Consider the following 16,636-nt stretch of genomic DNA (forward strand, 5'->3'; position numbering starts at 1 on the left):
TGAAATTATGATGAACAACGATTCCGCTCTTCAACTGAGCAATGTCCTTAACCAGGAATGTACCCGCTGTGCGGTTCACTGCCAGAGCAAAAAACGTGCGCTGGAGATCATCAGTGAACTGGCTGCCAAACAGCTGGGCCTGCCGCCGCAGGTGGTGTTCGAAGCGATTCTGACCCGTGAAAAAATGGGCAGTACCGGTATCGGCAACGGCATCGCGATCCCGCATGGCAAACTGGAAGAGGATACCCTGCGTGCCGTTGGTGTGTTTGTGCAGCTTGAAACGCCCATCGCCTTCGATGCCATTGATAACCAGCCCGTCGATCTCCTCTTCGCGCTGCTGGTGCCTGCCGATCAGACGAAAACCCATCTGCATACGCTGTCGCTGGTCGCCAAGCGTCTGGCCGATAAAACTATTTGCCGTCGACTGCGCTCGGCTCAAAGTGATGAAGAGCTCTATCAAATTATCACTGAAGCAGAAGGCAATCAGGATGATGCATAACCAGGAGATGGCCTTCACATCTGTTGTCCTGAGGAGAAACGGAACATGGTGCTGATGATTGTCAGTGGCCGTTCAGGGTCGGGGAAATCCGTTGCTCTGCGCGCCCTGGAAGACATGGGTTTTTACTGCGTCGATAATCTGCCGGTCGTGTTGTTACCCGACCTGGCCCGCACGCTGGCGGAGAGACAAACCTCTGCCGCCGTCAGTATCGACGTTCGTAACATGCCTGAATCGCCAGAGATATTCGAACAGGCCATGAGCAACCTGCCTGATGCGTTCTCGCCTCAGCTGCTGTTCCTCGATGCAGACCGCAATACGCTGATCCGCCGCTATAGCGATACCCGTCGTTTGCACCCGCTTTCCAGCAAGAACCTCTCTCTGGAGAGCGCTATTGATGAAGAGAGCGACCTGCTGGAGCCGCTGCGCTCTCGTGCCGACCTGATTGTCGACACCTCTGAGATGTCCGTTCACGAGCTGGCGGAAATGCTGCGTACCCGGCTGTTGGGTAAACGCGAGCGCGAACTGACGATGGTGTTCGAATCCTTCGGCTTTAAGCACGGTATTCCGATTGATGCGGATTACGTTTTCGACGTGCGCTTCCTGCCGAACCCGCACTGGGATCCAAAACTGCGTCCAATGACCGGTCTGGATAAGCCGGTGGCGGCGTTCCTCGACCGGCACACAGAAGTACACAATTTTATCTACCAGACGCGAAGCTACCTTGAGCTATGGTTACCTATGCTGGAGACAAACAATCGTAGCTACCTGACGGTGGCGATTGGCTGTACCGGCGGTAAACATCGTTCGGTTTATATCGCCGAACAGCTGGCCGACTATTTCCGCTCGCGCGGGAAGAACGTTCAGTCCCGTCATCGCACGCTGGAAAAACGTAAAACATGACCGTAAAACAAACCGTTGAGATCACCAATAAGCTGGGTATGCATGCGCGCCCGGCGATGAAGCTTTTTGAGCTGATGCAGGGTTTCGATGCAGAGGTACTGCTGCGGAATGACGAAGGCACCGAAGCGGAAGCGAACAGCGTGATCGCGCTGCTCATGCTCGATTCCGCCAAAGGGCGCCAGATTGAAGTAGAAGCCACCGGGCCTCAGGAAGAGGAAGCGCTGGCGGCGGTGATTGCCCTGTTTAACGCAGGGTTCGACGAAGATTAAGGTCTGCTATTCACGCGGGTAGCGCTGCGCTTACCCGCTCTACATAAGATTATTACGCTGCATAAACCCCTCTCCGCCCAGCTGATTCATCTGGCGCATAATCCACGCCTGACGGCTTCGCACGTACCCTGATGGGGCACTGGCCTTAAGGCGGATAGGGTTCGGTAACACAGCGGCCAATAGCGCTGCTTCTGACATGCTCAGACGGCTGGCTGGCTTATTGAAATACCGCTGTGCGGCAGCTTCCACGCCAAATATGCCGTCGCCAAACTCAGCGACGTTGAGATAGACGGTCAGAATGCGTTTTTTGCTCCAGACCGTTTCCATCCCCAGGGTCAGCCCCGCTTCCAGCCCTTTTCGCACCCAGCTTCGACCATCCCACAGAAACAGATTTTTGGCCGTCTGCTGCGACAAGGTTGATGCCCCGCGCACGCGGTTTTCATGGCGTTCGTTATGGGCTAGCGCCTTTTCAATGGCCGCCATGTCGAACCCCCAGTGCTCAGGGAATTTCTGATCCTCCGCCGCGATGACCGCCAGCCCCATGAACGGGGAGATCTCGTCCATGCTCACCCAGTCAGAGTGGGCAACATAGCTGAAATCGCCGCTGAACCACGCGCTAAGCTGGCGCTCAACCATAACGGCAGAGAACGGTACCGGCATAATGCTGAATAAAGCCAGCCCGCCGCCCCAGAATACCGCCAGCACAAGTACGATGCGCAAGAGAAAACGTTTCACCCCTGCGCCTGCGGCAAATTTACGCCTCATTCAGTCAGCACCAGCACGCGGGCCACCAGCTTTTCAATACCTGAGGCAGCCTCAGCGATATTATTCGCCAGCATATACGCCGGCGTGGTGACAATTTTGTTATCTTCATCAACCACAATGTCATCAACCGGGCACGGAACGTGTTCGCCCCCCATTTCCTCCACGATCTCTGCGGTATCAATATCCGTCCCGATAGTCAGGCGCAGCGGGAAATCAAAAATCCTGGGCAGCATTGCCGGCGCGATGCAGATAAAGCCCTGCGGTTTTCCAGCCGCATGCATGGCCTGCGACAGCGCTTTAAGATGAGGATCGATCTGACACTCCGCTCCCTGCGCAGCAAAGGTACTGAGATTTTTGGCCGCCCCAAAGCCACCCGGCACAATGAGCGCATCAAGCTCTGTAGGGTCTGCCTGAATAAGAGGATGGATATCACCTCGCGCAATACGTGCGGCTTCAATCAGTACATTACGGGTTTCCGCCATCGGCTCGCCGGTCAGATGATTAATCACATCCGCATGATTTTTATCTGGCGCAAAACAAATAACCTCTGCTCCCTGCTTAGCCAGGGCCAGCAGCGTGATTACGGCTTCATGTATTTCAGAACCATCATAAACACCGCATCCGCTCAGCACGACACCAATCTTTTTCATCATGACAATCCTTTTCTGCAACTTGCTGAAGCACATTAATAATTTTGATTAAAACGCTATGCTTCACACATTTCACTGATTCATGTAACAAACCATTTAAGATTTGCTATCTTATCTGCGTGCGGCCTAAATTTTTCAGGCAGCGCCATTTCGAAAATAACTTTAAAAAACAGGCGCAGCCACGATTTCCCTGGTGTTGGCGCAGTATTCGCGCACCCCGGTTAATCCGGGGTCATTTTTTTCTGGCGTCGACCCAGGCTTTAAGTACCGCAACATCGTTTTTGCCACTCTTGTTTCATCTCTTCAACCCAATCACCCACGTTATCTTCCCATGCAGGTAAATCAGGCGACTGAATCTGTTGACCCAGTTGCTGCAGATGGCGTAAGCCAACCGAGCCGGCGGCACCTTTGATTTTATGACCTTCTTCGACGATGCCCTTCTGGTCCCGGGCCGTCAGGTTTGATTCCAGCACGCTCAGGTAGCCTGGCATCATTTTTTCGAACACTGCCAGACCGTCGGTAATCAGTTTCGGCCCCACCAGATCGATGTACTGCTCCAGCATCGCGGTATCGAGTATCGTTTGGGCTTTTGCGCTATCTAAAGACGTCATGGTGCTCTCCTCTTCATCATGGGTATCCCAGAACTTCTTAATCATGGCGGTCAGAGCAGGCACCGCCAGCGGCTTGCTGAGTACATCGTCCATACCGGCATCGAGATACTCTTTTTTATCTTTCAGCACGTTCGCCGTCAGCGCCACCAGCGGCGGCAGTTCGTCGGCCGCGTACTGACGCGTCAGCTCACGCGAAATATCCAGCCCGGTCATATCCGGCAGCTGAATATCCAGCAGGACAAGATCGTATTCGCCCGGTTTAAACATCTCCAGCGCGGCCTTACCGGTCATCGCGACATCCACGCTGTTGCCCAGTTTTTCCAGCACAGAGCGCGCCACAATCACGTTCAGCTCGATATCTTCCACCAGCAGGACGTGCAGCGCGGGCAGCGGCATATCGTCGTCTGCAAAGGTATCCTCAACCTCTTCCGCCACCGCAGGGGCATGAACCGTCAGCGTGAAGGTTGATCCGCTGCCAGGCTGGCTGGCAACGGTGATATCACCGCCCATACTCTTCGCCAGCCGTTTAGACACGGCCAGGCCAATGCCCGTTCCGGTCGCCGGTTTCCCGCCGTTGCTGTCCTTAACCTGATAGTACATCGCGAAAATTTTGTCCTGCTCCTCCTGCGGAATGCCCATCCCGGAGTCCTCCACCTCGAAGTGCAGCATGTCGCCTTCGTCATAGCGCACGCGCACCGCCACCTGACCCTTCTGGGTAAACTTCACCGCGTTGCTGATAAGGTTCCACAGGATCTGACGCAGACGCGTGCCGTCAGTCACCACTTTATGCGGCAGCGGCAGGGTAGGATCCATAACAAAACTCAGTCCCTTCTGCTGCGCCTGCAGGCCGGAGAGGTTCTCCAGATCGGCAAGGAAGCTGGTGAAATCAACAGGCTGATTATCAAGCTGAACTTTACGGCGCTCCATCTTATCCATATCAATAATATCGTTGAAGATATTACCCAGCGTGACCGCTGAGACATGGATAGTCTTAAGGTATTTTTCCTGCTCTGCGGTCAGGTCGGTATCCAGCAGAATACGGCTCAGCCCGACAATGCCATTAAGCGGCGTACGCAACTCGTGGCTGATGGTGGAGATAAAGGTAGTCTTATCACGGCTGGCGCGCTCCAGGGCATCCTGGTAGCGCTTACGCTCGGTGATATCGCGGCCAAAGCCCATCAGGCCGTGGCGTTTCCCCACGCGGTCATAGTAGGGCACCTTACGGATCTCAAAGCAGGCTTTGCGTCCGTCCGGATAATCCAGCCACTGTTCATAGGTCAGCGAGACGTTATGGCGGAATACTTTTTCGTCTGTCTCCATAACCTTGGCCGCCGCCTCTTCAGAGTAAACGTCCTGCGGCTTCAGGTTAATCAGCTGCTTCTCGCTTTTCCCGGTGAGCAACTCCATCGCCCGGTTACAGCCGGAAAACTCTTTATCTTCATTACGGTAAAACACCAGATCCGGCGAAGCATCGAGGAATGACCGCAGGAAAGAGGATTGCTGCTCAAGCTGGATCTGCGTGACTTCACGCTCTTTCATTTCGATTTTCAGCTGCTCCAGCGTGGCCTGACGCTCGGCTTCCGCCTTCTCACGATCGGAGATCTCCTGATTCAGCTGCGCAATGTTGTCTTTAAGCTGGACGTTGAGCTTCAGGTCGCGCTCGCGCATCTCTTCCAGTTTATCGACCAGTTTTGACAGACGCTGACGGGACTCTTCCAGCTGTTCAACCACTACGGAAAGGAAATAGACCGCCCAGGGCGTAATGAGCAAGCCAAAGAAGATGGAGCGGATGACGTCGATACTCTCGACCTGACCATGCAGAACCATGGTGACGGCCATTTGCACGACAATGGCCAGAACGACCAGCGCCAGCGCAAGCAGCATGGAGAAACGCACCAGCCCAAGCTTCATCATCAGGTCGACGTAATACTGGGCAAGCATTCGAATTTGCTTCATAGAGGATCCCTTCACGACTTTATCGCTCAATAATACTCAAATTCAGGGCGAGGCGTTGAAGGTTGTGAGAAAAAGTGCGGGGTGAAACAGGAGATTAGCCTCGCTCCCGGTTAACCGGAAGCGAGGAGAGGTCGATCAGGAGCGTTTCAACAGCAGCCAGAGGCTGATCAGGAGGAAACTTGCGCTTGGCAGCAGCGCTCCAATTATCGGCGGAATGCCATAAACCAGCGTCAGCGGACCGAAGATCTGATCGAGCACGTAGAACACAAAGCCGAAACTGATGCCGGTTACGACGCGAACCCCCATCGGCACGCTGCGCAACGGACCGAAGATAAACGACAGCGCCATCAGCATCATTACAGCCACGGACATCGGCTGGAAGATTTTGCTCCACATGTTGAGCTGATAACGTCCCGCATCCTGCCCGCTCGACTTCAGGTATTTCACATAGTTGTGCAAACCGCTGATGGAGAGCGCGTCAGGATCCAAGGCAACAACACCGAGCTTGTCAGGCGTCAGGTTGGTCTTCCACGTGCCGGTTACCGTCTGAGAACCCGTAATCTGTTTCGGATCGGTCAGGTTAGATTCATCAACCTGGGACAAACGCCACTGCTTATGTTCGGCGTCAAATTTCGCCGAAGAGGCGTGGCGAACGGACTGCAGACGGCGCTGGTCATCGAAAGCGTAGATGCTCACCCCGCCCAGTTCATCATTCCCCTTGACCCGTTCGATGTAGACGAAGTTTTTACCGTCTTTCGCCCATAAACCTTGTTGAGTCGAGAGCAGCGAGCCGCCGAACATGGCCTGAGCACGGTAGTTACGCGCCATCTGTTCACCCTGCGGCGCGACCCACTCGCCAATCGCCATGGTCAACAGCACCAGTGGGATTGCGGTTTTCATCACCGACAGCGCAACCTGCATACGGGTAAAACCCGAGGCCTGCATAACGACCAGCTCGCTGCGCTGCGCCAGCATTCCCAGCCCCAGCAGGGCACCCAGCAGGGCCGCCATCGGGAAGAAGATCTGCACATCTTTCGGCACGCTGAGCAGGGTATACATCCCCGCGCCCAGCGCGTCGTAGCTCCCCTGCCCGGCTTTTTTCAGCTGATCGACAAATTTGATAATGCCGGAGAGCGACACCAGCATGAACAACGTCATCATGATGGTGGTAAAAATGGTTTTACCGATATAGCGATCAAGAACGCCAAACGCCTGCATTAGATGGCTCCTTTACGCGAGAATCGGGCACGTATGCGGCGCACAGGCACCGTATCCCACAGGTTTAATCCCAGCGCCAGTAAGATGTACAGGCTGTTGACGAACCATGTCCAGACCATAGGGTCCAGCTTACCCTTCGCGCCGTTAGAACGAATCGAGGTTTGCAGCAGGAAATAGATCAGGTAAAGCAGCATCGCCGGCAGCATAGAGAGCACGCGTCCCTGGCGCGGGTTAACCACGCTCAGCGGAACGACAATCAGCGCCATCATAAACACGGTGAATACAAGCGTAATACGCCAGTGGAACTCAGCGCGCGCTCTGTCGGTATCGGTATTCCACAGGGTACGCATGTCCATTTGCTCGGTATCCGTTGGATCGAGCGCCACAGTCTGATGGCCGATAATGGCCTGATAGTTCTGGAAATCCGTAATGCGGAAGTCGCGCAGCATCGCGGTGCCTTCGAATCGAGTGCCTTTGTTCAGCGTCACGACCTGAGAGCCATCTTTGCGTTGAGCCAGCTGACCGGAATCTGCCACCACCACGGAAGGACGCGCGTTACCTTTTGGACGCAGCTGCGCCAGGAAAACATCGTTGAATTTACTGCCGTCAACGCTCTCAATAAACAGCACGGAGTTGCCGTCGGTCGCCTGCTGGAACTGCCCCTGGGCTAACGCCGCCATGCCGGGGTTGGCTTTCGCTTCGGCCAGCACTTCGTCCTGATGGCGGGAAGACATGGGGCCCGCCCACATCACGTTCACCGCCGCAACAATACCCGTGAACAGCGCCAGTATCATGGCCGCTTTCACCAGTACCGCTTTGCTCAGGCCACAGGCATGCATCACCGTGATTTCACTCTCGGTGTAGAGTTTCCCAAGCGTCATGAGCAGGCCAAGGAAAAGACTTAGCGGCAGGATGAGCTGCGCCATTTCCGGGATCCCTAAACCAAGCAGGGAAAGCACCAGATTTGTTGGAATTTCGCCGTCAACGGCCGCACCGAGGATCTTAACCAGCTTCTGACAGAAAAAAATCAGCAGCAGGATAAAGAGGATCGCCAGTTGGCTTTTGAGCGTCTCCCGCACCAGATATCTTATGATTATCACTTTAAATACGCCCGTAAAAACCCGTCTCTTTGCAGGAATTTCGCTTGTTTCATGGCTTAAACGTCATTTATTCTCTTGAGTCGTCGAAATCATCGCTAAGATTAAAACATCCAGCGGATTCACGCTTCAGGACTTTTTCTGACGTGTCGAAACCGTAGTAACGTAAGATTAACACGAAGTCACCACAACAGCGGACATGAGTTACGAAAGGTTTCAATTCTATCCGTAGCAGCCGCCGTTGTCTTTAAGATTCAGGAGCGTAGTGCATGGAGTTCAGTGTAAAAAGCGGTAGCCCGGAGAAACAGCGGAGTGCCTGCATCGTTGTGGGCGTCTTTGAACCACGCCGACTCTCCCCGATCGCCGAGCAACTCGATAAAATCAGTGACGGCTATATTAGCGCCCTGTTGCGCCGTGGCGAACTGGAAGGCAAACCTGGGCAGACGCTGTTACTGCACCATGTTCCGAACGTACTGTCAGAGCGTATTCTGCTGATTGGCTGCGGAAAAGAACGCGAGCTGGATGAACGTCAGTATAAGCAGGTGATTCAGAAAACAATCAATACGCTGAATGATACCGGCTCAATGGAAGCCGTCTGCTTCCTGACTGAACTGCACGTCAAAGGACGTAACACCTACTGGAAAGTGCGTCAGGCGGTTGAAACGGCAAAAGAGAGCCTCTACAGCTTCGATCAGTTGAAGACCAATAAAAGCGAGCCGCGCCGTCCGCTGCGTAAAATGGTCTTTAACGTGCCAACCCGCCGCGAACTGACCAGCGGCGAACGCGCGATCCAGCACGGTCTGGCGATCGCCGCCGGCATTAAAGCGGCTAAAGATCTCGGCAACATGCCGCCTAATATCTGTAACGCGGCGTACCTGGCCTCTCAGGCACGTCAGTTGGCCGACGCCTATAGCAAAAACGTCATTACCCGCGTCATCGGCGAACAGCAGATGAAAGAGCTGGGAATGCACTCTTACCTGGCGGTCGGTAACGGCTCGCAGAACGAATCCCTGATGTCCGTCATCGAGTACAAAGGCAACCCGTCCGAAGACGCACGCCCCATCGTGCTGGTCGGTAAAGGCCTGACCTTCGACTCCGGCGGTATCTCCATCAAGCCTGCCGAAGGCATGGATGAGATGAAGTACGACATGTGCGGTGCGGCGGCGGTTTACGGCGTCATGCGCATGGTCGCGGAACTTCAGCTGCCTATCAACGTGATCGGCGTTCTGGCGGGCTGCGAAAACATGCCTGGCGGCCGCGCCTATCGTCCGGGTGACGTTCTGACCACCATGTCCGGCCAGACCGTTGAAGTGCTGAACACCGACGCCGAAGGCCGTCTGGTACTCTGTGACGTGCTGACCTACGTTGAGCGCTTCGAGCCGGAAGCGGTGATTGACGTCGCTACCCTCACCGGAGCCTGCGTGATTGCCCTGGGTCACCACATCACCGGCCTGATGTCGAACCACAACCCGCTGGCGCATGAACTTATCGGTGCCTCAGAACAGGCCGGCGACCGCGCATGGCGTCTGCCGCTTGGCGATGAGTATCAGGATCAGCTGGAATCTAACTTTGCGGATATGGCGAACATTGGCGGGCGTCCTGGCGGGGCGATCACCGCGGGCTGCTTCCTGGCACGCTTCACCCGCAAGTACAACTGGGCGCACCTGGATATCGCGGGCACCGCATGGCGCTCCGGTAAAGCCAAAGGCGCAACCGGTCGTCCAGTGGCGCTGCTGTCGCAGTTCCTGCTCAATCGTGCGGGTTTTAACGGCGACGAGTAAGTCAAAACGGCAGTAAACCGTAGGCCGGGTAAGGCGAAGCCGCCACCCGGCTTAAGCATTTAAAGTGAGCACAAGAAGCCCCATATATGAAGAATGCAACGTTCTACCTTCTGGACAACGACACTCATCAGGATGGCCTGAGCGCCGTCGAACAGCTGGTGTGTGAAATTGCCGCAGAACGTTGGCGCGCAGGTAAACGCGTTCTGATTGCCTGTGAAGATGAACAGCAGGCGATTCGCCTGGATGAAGCGCTGTGGGCGCGCCCGCCCGAGAGTTTTGTGCCGCATAATCTGTCGGGCGAAGGCCCGCGCGGCGGTGCACCGGTTGAAATTGCCTGGCCGCAAAAGCGCAACAGCAGCGCGCGCGATATTCTGATTAGCCTGCGGATAGATTTTGCAGATTTTGCCACCGCTTTCACAGAAGTGGTAGACTTTGTCCCTTACGAAGAATCTTTGAAACAACTGGCGCGCGAACGCTATAAAGCGTACCGCCTGGCTGGTTTTAACCTGAATACGGCAACCTGGAAATAATGGAAAAGACATATAACCCACGCGATATCGAACAGCCGCTTTACGAGCACTGGGAACAGCAGGGCTATTTCAAGCCTAACGGCGACGAAAGCAAAGAGTCCTTCTGCATCATGATCCCGCCGCCGAACGTCACCGGCAGTTTGCATATGGGTCATGCTTTCCAGCAGACCATCATGGACACCATGATCCGCTACCAGCGCATGCAGGGTAAAAACACCCTATGGCAGGCGGGGACTGATCACGCGGGTATCGCGACCCAGATGGTGGTTGAGCGTAAAATTGCCGCTGAAGAAGGAAAAACCCGCCACGACTACGGTCGCGACGCGTTCATCGACAAAATCTGGCAGTGGAAGGCGGAATCCGGCGGCACCATTACCCGTCAGATGCGCCGTCTCGGCAACTCCGTGGACTGGGAGCGTGAGCGCTTCACCATGGATGAAGGCCTGTCCAACGCCGTTAAAGAAGTCTTCGTCCGCCTGTACAAAGAAGACCTGATTTACCGCGGCAAACGCCTGGTAAACTGGGATCCAAAACTGCGCACCGCCATCTCTGACCTGGAAGTGGAAAACCGCGAGTCTAAAGGCTCCATGTGGCACATCCGCTATCCGCTGGCCGACGGCGCAAAAATCGCCGACGGTAAAGATTACCTGGTGGTCGCGACCACCCGTCCGGAAACCCTGCTGGGCGATACCGGCGTGGCCGTTAACCCGGAAGATCCGCGTTATAAAGACCTGATCGGCAAATTTGTCGTGCTGCCGCTGGTAAACCGCCGTATTCCGATTGTGGGCGACGAACACGCCGACATGGAAAAAGGCACCGGCTGCGTGAAAATCACCCCGGCGCACGACTTCAACGACTATGAAGTGGGCCGTCGTCACGCCCTGCCGATGATCAATATTCTGACCTTCGACGGCGATATCCGCGAAAGCGCAGAAGTGTACGACACCAAAGGCAACGAATCCGACGTTTATTCCAGCGACATCCCGGCTGAGTTCCAGAAGCTGGAGCGTTTTGCCGCCCGTAAAGCCATCGTGGCTGCCGTTGACGCACTCGGACTGTTGGAAGAGATCAAACCTCACGATCTGACCGTGCCCTACGGCGACCGTGGCGGCGTGGTTATCGAGCCAATGCTGACCGACCAGTGGTACGTGCGTGCCGACGTGCTGGCGAAACCGGCTGTGGAAGCGGTTGAAAACGGCAGCATTCAGTTCGTGCCGAAGCAGTACGAAAACATGTACTTCTCCTGGATGCGCGACATTCAGGACTGGTGTATCTCCCGTCAGCTGTGGTGGGGTCACCGTATTCCGGCGTGGTACGACAACGAAGGCAACGTTTACGTTGGCCGTAGCGAAGACGAAGTGCGTCAGGAAAACAACCTGAGCGCGGATGTTGCGCTGCGTCAGGACGAAGACGTGCTGGACACCTGGTTCTCCTCCGCGCTGTGGACCTTCTCCACCCTCGGCTGGCCAGAAAATACCGACGCGCTGCGTCAGTTCCACCCAACCAGCGTGATGGTGTCCGGCTTCGATATTATCTTCTTCTGGATTGCCCGCATGATCATGATGACCATGCACTTCATCAAAGACGAAGACGGCAAGCCACAGGTTCCGTTCCATACCGTCTACATGACCGGTCTGATCCGCGACGACGAAGGCCAGAAGATGTCCAAGTCCAAGGGGAACGTTATTGACCCGCTGGATATGGTTGACGGTATCTCTCTGGAAGATCTGCTGGAAAAACGTACCGGCAACATGATGCAGCCGCAGCTGGCTGAGAAAATCCGCAAGCGCACCGAGAAGCAGTTCCCGAACGGGATCGAGTCTCACGGTACCGACGCCCTGCGCTTCACCCTGGCGGCACTGGCCTCAACTGGCCGTGACATCAACTGGGACATGAAGCGTCTGGAAGGTTACCGTAACTTCTGTAACAAGCTGTGGAACGCCAGCCGCTTCGTGCTGATGAACACCGAAGATCAGGACTGTGGCTTCAACGGCGGCGAGATGACGCTGTCTCTGGCAGACCGCTGGATCCTGGCAGAATTCAACCAGACGGTGAAAGCGTTCCGCGAGGCGCTGGACAGCTACCGCTTCGATATCGCGGCGGGCATCCTGTATGAATTCACCTGGAACCAGTTCTGCGACTGGTATCTGGAGCTGGCGAAGCCGGTGATGAACGGCGGCACCGAGGCGGAACTGCGCGGCACGCGCAACACGCTGATTACCGTTCTGGAAGGTCTGCTGCGCCTGGCGCATCCGGTCATTCCATTCATCACAGAAACCATTTGGCAGCGCGTGAAGGTGATTGCGGGCATCAACGCCGATACCATCATGCTGCAGCCGTTCCCGGAATTCGATGCGGCTAAGGTTGATGAAGCGGCGTCCGCGGATACCGAGTGGCTGAAACAGGCGATCGTTGCGGTACGTAACATCCGTGCTGAAATGAACATTGCCCCTGGCAAACCGCTGGAGCTACTGCTGCGTGGCTGTAGCGAGGCTGCCGTTCGTCGCGTCACCGAGAACAACACTTTCCTGAAAACCATGGCGCGTCTGGAAAGCATCACCGTGCTGCCTGCGGATGATAAAGGTCCGGTTTCCGTGACCAAAATCATCGACGGCGCCGAGCTACTGATCCCGATGGCGGGCCTGATCGACAAAGACGCCGAGCTGGCTCGTCTGGCGAAAGAAGTGGCGAAAGTCGACGTGGAAATTGGCAAAATCGAAAGCAAGCTGGCGAACGAAGGCTTTGTCGCCCGCGCGCCGGAAGCGGTCATCGCGAAAGAGCGCGAGCGTCTGGTTGCCTTCGCCGATGCGAAGACCAAACTGATCGAGCAGCAGGCGGTTATCGCAGCCCTGTAATGCTTTTACCCCTTACGCTTCAGGGCGTAAGGGGTATCCTTCCTGAAAACTCCTCGCTTGCACTCCCCTTTCTGCGGTGCTATTAACAGCAGTTATGTGTCAATTTTTGTAATGAGTAATGCTATGAGCGTGATTACCCCCGTCGCGACGACGATGCGTCGGATCACTGAGCAGGATAACCCGGCTATCGCCGCCGTTATCCGCACCGTTTCTGCCGAATATGGCCTGACGGCTGACAAAGGCTACACGGTTGCTGACCCGAATCTGGACGAGCTTTACCAGCTCTACAGCCAGCCAGGGCATGCCTACTGGGTAATTGAGCAGAACGGCCAGGTCGTGGGCGGCGGTGGCGTGGCGCCCCTCAGCTGCAGCGAGCCGGATATCTGTGAGCTGCAGAAAATGTATTTCCTCCCAACGGCGCGCGGGCAAGGACTGGCGAAAAAGCTGGCGCTAATTGCGCTGGACCACGCCCGCAAGCAGGGTTTTACGCGCTGCTACCTTGAAACAACCGCTTTCCTTAAAGAGGCCATCGGCCTGTATGAACATCTGGGCTTTGAGCATATCGATGCACCGCTGGGCTGTACCGGCCACGTTGATTGCGAAGTCAGAATGCTGAAAACTCTGTAAGTTTCGTTCCTGCCCTCTTCTGTTAAGCGGCTGTAAACTGAATGCTCTACACTCTCAGTTCACACCACAACGGGGGAAACACGATGTCGAAGATAAAAAGCTACGCCGCACCGCAGGCGGGTGCAGAACTTGAGCTGTACGAGTACGATGCGGGCGAACTAAAAGCAGAAGACGTCGAAGTACAGGTTGATTACTGTGGGATCTGCCACTCGGATCTCTCGATGATCGACAACGAATGGGGCTTCTCCAGCTATCCGCTGGTTGCCGGGCACGAAGTTATTGGCCGCGTCGTGGCGCTCGGTAGCGCCGCACAGGACAAAGGGCTGAAGGTAGGCCAACGCGTGGGCATCGGCTGGACGGCACGCAGCTGTGGTCACTGCGACGCCTGTATCAGCGGGAATCAGATCAACTGCCTCGAAGGCGCCGTTCCCACCATTCTGAACAAGGGCGGTTTTGCCGACAAACTGCGCGCCGACTGGCAATGGGTGATTCCGCTGCCGGACAGCATTGATATCGAATCCGCCGGTCCGCTGCTGTGCGGCGGTATCACCGTCTTCAAACCCCTGCTGATGCACCATATCACCGCCACCAGCCGCGTGGGCGTCATTGGTATTGGCGGCCTGGGGCATATCGCCATCAAGCTGCTGCACGCGATGGGCTGTGAAGTCACGGCGTTCAGCTCGAACCCGGCGAAAGAGAAAGAAGTGCTGGCGATGGGTGCGGATAAAGTCGTGAACAGCCGCGATCCTGACGCGCTGAACGCGCTGGCCGGGCAGTTTGACCTGATCATCAACACCGTTAACGTCGATCTTGACTGGCAGCCGTACTTTGAGGCGCTGGCCTACGGCGGTAACTTCCACACCGTAGGTGCCGTGATGAAGCCGCTGCCGGTTCCGGCGTTTACCCTGATCGGCGGGGATCGCAGCGTGTCAGGCTCCGCGACCGGTACGCCGTTTGAGTTGCGCAAGCTGATGAAGTTTGCCGGACGCACCAAAGTGGTGCCGACCACCGAACTGTATCCGATGTCGAAAATAAACGAAGCGATCCAGCACGTGCGTGACGGCAAAGCCCGCTACCGCGTGGTGTTGAAAGCGGATTTTTGATGTGATAGTGCCGGGTGGCGGCTTCGCCTTACCCGGCCTACTTTCACTGCTGCGACAATACGTTAAATACTTCCGCTATCGCGACCGCTCCCGGATCCATTACCCCATCCAGATTCTCTTTATTCACATACGATGAACGTCCCGCGCCGGCTTTCGCCATTTTCGCCGTTGCTTCGGCACCGTGCTGTGCGGCCTGCGCCGCTGCCTGAAGATCGCCATTCTTCAATGCTTCAAGCGCCGGTTGCAGCGCGTCGATCAGGGTACGATCGCCGAGATCTGCCCCACCGTACTGCTTCATCTGCGCCAGCCCGCTGAGCAATGCCTCGGGCAGCGGCTGACCATCGTGAAGCTTTTGCCCGGCCGCGGTAAAGAAGATCGACATCAGCACCCCGCTCGATCCGCCCATCACCGTCGCCAGCCGCTCGCCCACCAGCAACAGCAGCGTCGATACGTTATCAAGCGGGAGCTTGCGATCCTCCAGACGCTGCGCAATATCCCGCGCCCCTTGCGCAAAAGTGGAGCCGCTATCGCCGTCGCCCACTTTGGCATCCAGCACGTTCAGTCGGTTTTCCAGCTGGAGCAGCGTTTTTGTCACCGAGGAGACATACTCGCCCACCCGCAGATTGTCCGACGGAGTGTATTCCACGCGATCGTGAATGGCGGTATGCGCCACGGTGCGCAGCGGCGCAAACGCCACGGGTTTCTGCCAGCCCAGCGTCTCGACCTCGGCGTGAATCGCCTTTTCAAAGAAGTCATTGAGCTTCAGCAGCGTGAGCGAAAAGCCCTTCATGTCCAGCGCGCTCACCAGCGGCGCGGGGCCTATCAGATACGCGATATCCTCTTTCAGCGCCGAATGCGCCAGCTCTTTGGTCAGCAGCGCCATCTCCAGCGCCGATACGCCGCCGAGATTGTTAATCAATACCGCAAACCGCCCCTCGCCCGCCTGCGCGCGTAACGGCGTCACCAGCGTGTCGATAATGGCTTTGCTGTTCTGCGTATCCACGACGGAAGCCCCGGGCTCTCCGTGAATGCCCAGGCCCAGCTCGACATGGCCTTGCTTAATCCGCCCCTCTTCATCATCGCTGCCCGGCAGGTTGCACGTTTGCATCGCCACGCCCAGGCTCCAGAGGTTATCGCAGGCCTGTTGCGCAATATCCCGCACCTCGCTCAGCGATTTCCCCTGCTCCGCCGCATAGCCGGCAATCTTGTGCACCAGTGCCGTACCGGCAATACCGCGCGGCTGTTTGTTATCCGGCAGCGCGATATCGTCCGCCACGATCGCCATCTCCACCTTCAGGCCGTAGCGTTTGGCCTTTTCCGCCGCCAGACCAAAGTTCAGGCGATCGCCGGTGTAGTTTTTGACGATCAGCAGACAGCCGCGATCGCCCGTGACCGCCACAATGGCGTTCAGCACCGCATCCACGCTCGGCGAGGCAAACAGATCGCCACACACTGCCGCCGTCAGCATCCCTTTGCCAACAAACCCGGCGTGCGCGGGTTCGTGGCCTGAGCCGCCGCCGGAGATCACCGCCACGCGGCTTTTGTCCCAGTCGCCGCGCGCGACGATCCTGATGGCCGGATCGATATCAAGCTTGACGAGATTTGCGTGTGGCGCAGAAAGCAGTATGCCTTCAATGGCATCGTTGACCAGCTGTTTGCGATCGTTAAAGAAGAATCTGGACATCGTTTCCCACTATTTTTGTGAACCGTATGCAAAAGCATAGTCCGCGCTGGATAATGCGCCGCAAAGTCAGGAATTTACTCAACCAAATTGC

At 56.2% G+C, this 16,636-nt stretch carries 13 protein-coding genes and 1 pseudogene; 8 read left to right on the plus strand and 6 right to left on the minus strand.

The window, feature by feature from the left end; all coding sequences use genetic code 11:
* Positions 1-7: 7 nt before the first annotated feature.
* From ptsN to npr, 3 genes are read left to right on the plus strand one after another with little or no spacing between them, the layout of a single operon-like run.
* Positions 8-499 carry a PTS IIA-like nitrogen regulatory protein PtsN gene (gene ptsN / locus LA04_RS06715; protein WP_047650940.1) on the plus strand — a complete coding sequence of 164 codons (492 nt, stop codon included), beginning with the start codon at positions 8-10 and terminating at the stop codon, positions 497-499.
* 45 nt (positions 500-544) lie between these two features.
* Positions 545-1,399, plus strand: coding sequence for an RNase adapter RapZ (gene rapZ / locus LA04_RS06720; protein WP_014885397.1), 855 nt, complete (start codon positions 545-547; stop codon positions 1,397-1,399).
* Positions 1,396-1,668, plus strand: a complete 273-nt coding sequence (npr, locus tag LA04_RS06725; RefSeq protein ID WP_003861872.1) for a PTS phosphocarrier protein NPr — start codon at positions 1,396-1,398, stop codon at positions 1,666-1,668. Before rapZ ends, npr begins: the two co-directional genes overlap by 4 nt.
* 39 nt (positions 1,669-1,707) lie before the next feature.
* Here the strand turns inward: npr and mtgA are convergent, their stop codons facing one another.
* The 5 genes and pseudogenes from mtgA to lptF form a co-directional block, all read right to left on the minus strand.
* On the minus strand, positions 1,708-2,433 hold the full coding sequence (gene mtgA, locus LA04_RS06730) for a monofunctional biosynthetic peptidoglycan transglycosylase (protein WP_047650941.1): 726 nt from the start codon (positions 2,431-2,433) through the stop codon (positions 1,708-1,710).
* Positions 2,430-3,083 carry an isoprenoid biosynthesis glyoxalase ElbB gene (gene elbB / locus LA04_RS06735; protein ID WP_047650942.1) on the minus strand — a complete coding sequence of 218 codons (654 nt, stop codon included), beginning with the start codon at positions 3,081-3,083 and terminating at the stop codon, positions 2,430-2,432. The genes mtgA and elbB overlap by 4 nt, the downstream gene beginning before the upstream one ends.
* A gap of 232 nt (positions 3,084-3,315) precedes the next feature.
* Positions 3,316-5,650 (minus strand): annotated as a pseudogene (gene arcB, locus LA04_RS06740) (aerobic respiration two-component sensor histidine kinase ArcB).
* Positions 5,651-5,785: 135 nt separating this feature from the next.
* Complete coding sequence (gene lptG, locus LA04_RS06745; protein WP_047650943.1) at positions 5,786-6,868, minus strand: LPS export ABC transporter permease LptG; 1,083 nt, start codon at positions 6,866-6,868, stop codon at positions 5,786-5,788.
* The gene (lptF, locus tag LA04_RS06750; RefSeq protein WP_047650945.1) at positions 6,868-7,968 is read right to left on the minus strand and encodes an LPS export ABC transporter permease LptF; all 1,101 of its coding nucleotides are present in this window, start codon (positions 7,966-7,968) and stop codon (positions 6,868-6,870) included. Before lptF ends, lptG begins: the two co-directional genes overlap by 1 nt.
* 266 nt (positions 7,969-8,234) lie before the next feature.
* On the opposite strand from lptF, the gene pepA reads away from it, so the two are divergent.
* The 5 genes from pepA (at position 8,235) to ahr (ending at position 14,861) form a co-directional block, all read left to right on the plus strand.
* Positions 8,235-9,746 (plus strand): leucyl aminopeptidase, encoded by a 1,512-nt coding sequence (gene pepA, locus LA04_RS06755; protein WP_023309366.1) that lies wholly within the window; start codon positions 8,235-8,237, stop codon positions 9,744-9,746.
* An 86-nt stretch (positions 9,747-9,832) separates the two neighbouring features.
* Positions 9,833-10,276, plus strand: coding sequence for a DNA polymerase III subunit chi (gene holC / locus LA04_RS06760; RefSeq protein WP_008502815.1), 444 nt, complete (start codon positions 9,833-9,835; stop codon positions 10,274-10,276).
* Positions 10,276-13,131, plus strand: a complete 2,856-nt coding sequence (locus LA04_RS06765; RefSeq protein ID WP_047650946.1) for a valine--tRNA ligase — start codon at positions 10,276-10,278, stop codon at positions 13,129-13,131. Before holC ends, LA04_RS06765 begins: the two co-directional genes overlap by 1 nt.
* A gap of 123 nt (positions 13,132-13,254) precedes the next feature.
* Entirely contained in the window at positions 13,255-13,758 is a 504-nt protein-coding gene (locus LA04_RS06770) for a GNAT family N-acetyltransferase (protein ID WP_047650947.1), read from the plus strand.
* 83 nt (positions 13,759-13,841) lie between these two features.
* The gene (ahr, locus tag LA04_RS06775) at positions 13,842-14,861 is read left to right on the plus strand and encodes an NADPH-dependent aldehyde reductase Ahr (protein ID WP_047650948.1); all 1,020 of its coding nucleotides are present in this window, start codon (positions 13,842-13,844) and stop codon (positions 14,859-14,861) included.
* 43 nt (positions 14,862-14,904) lie between these two features.
* Here ahr and LA04_RS06780 read toward each other — a convergent pair whose 3' ends face one another.
* Positions 14,905-16,545 carry a dihydroxyacetone kinase subunit DhaK gene (locus LA04_RS06780; RefSeq protein ID WP_047650949.1) on the minus strand — a complete coding sequence of 547 codons (1,641 nt, stop codon included), beginning with the start codon at positions 16,543-16,545 and terminating at the stop codon, positions 14,905-14,907.
* Between the last annotated feature and the right edge of the window lie 91 nt (positions 16,546-16,636).

This window comes from Enterobacter sp. UCD-UG_FMILLET (genome assembly GCF_000762975.1).
GTDB lineage: Bacteria > Pseudomonadota > Gammaproteobacteria > Enterobacterales > Enterobacteriaceae > Enterobacter > Enterobacter dykesii.

Excerpts from the sequence above, each read along its gene's own strand:
- ptsN (WP_047650940.1), top strand. The coding sequence starts at position 8 with ATGATGAACAACGATTCCGCTCTTCAACTGAGCAATGTCCTTAACCAG.
- LA04_RS06765 (WP_047650946.1), top strand. The coding sequence starts at position 10,276 with ATGGAAAAGACATATAACCCACGCGATATCGAACAGCCGCTTTACGAG.
- npr (WP_003861872.1), top strand. The coding sequence starts at position 1,396 with ATGACCGTAAAACAAACCGTTGAGATCACCAATAAGCTGGGTATGCAT.
- LA04_RS06770 (WP_047650947.1), top strand. The coding sequence starts at position 13,255 with ATGAGCGTGATTACCCCCGTCGCGACGACGATGCGTCGGATCACTGAG.
- holC (WP_008502815.1), top strand. The coding sequence starts at position 9,833 with ATGAAGAATGCAACGTTCTACCTTCTGGACAACGACACTCATCAGGAT.
- elbB (WP_047650942.1), bottom strand. The coding sequence starts at position 3,083 with ATGAAAAAGATTGGTGTCGTGCTGAGCGGATGCGGTGTTTATGATGGT.
- ahr (WP_047650948.1), top strand. The coding sequence starts at position 13,842 with ATGTCGAAGATAAAAAGCTACGCCGCACCGCAGGCGGGTGCAGAACTT.
- rapZ (WP_014885397.1), top strand. The coding sequence starts at position 545 with ATGGTGCTGATGATTGTCAGTGGCCGTTCAGGGTCGGGGAAATCCGTT.
- mtgA (WP_047650941.1), bottom strand. The coding sequence starts at position 2,433 with ATGAGGCGTAAATTTGCCGCAGGCGCAGGGGTGAAACGTTTTCTCTTG.
- lptG (WP_047650943.1), bottom strand. The coding sequence starts at position 6,868 with ATGCAGGCGTTTGGCGTTCTTGATCGCTATATCGGTAAAACCATTTTT.
- LA04_RS06780 (WP_047650949.1), bottom strand. The coding sequence starts at position 16,545 with ATGTCCAGATTCTTCTTTAACGATCGCAAACAGCTGGTCAACGATGCC.
- pepA (WP_023309366.1), top strand. The coding sequence starts at position 8,235 with ATGGAGTTCAGTGTAAAAAGCGGTAGCCCGGAGAAACAGCGGAGTGCC.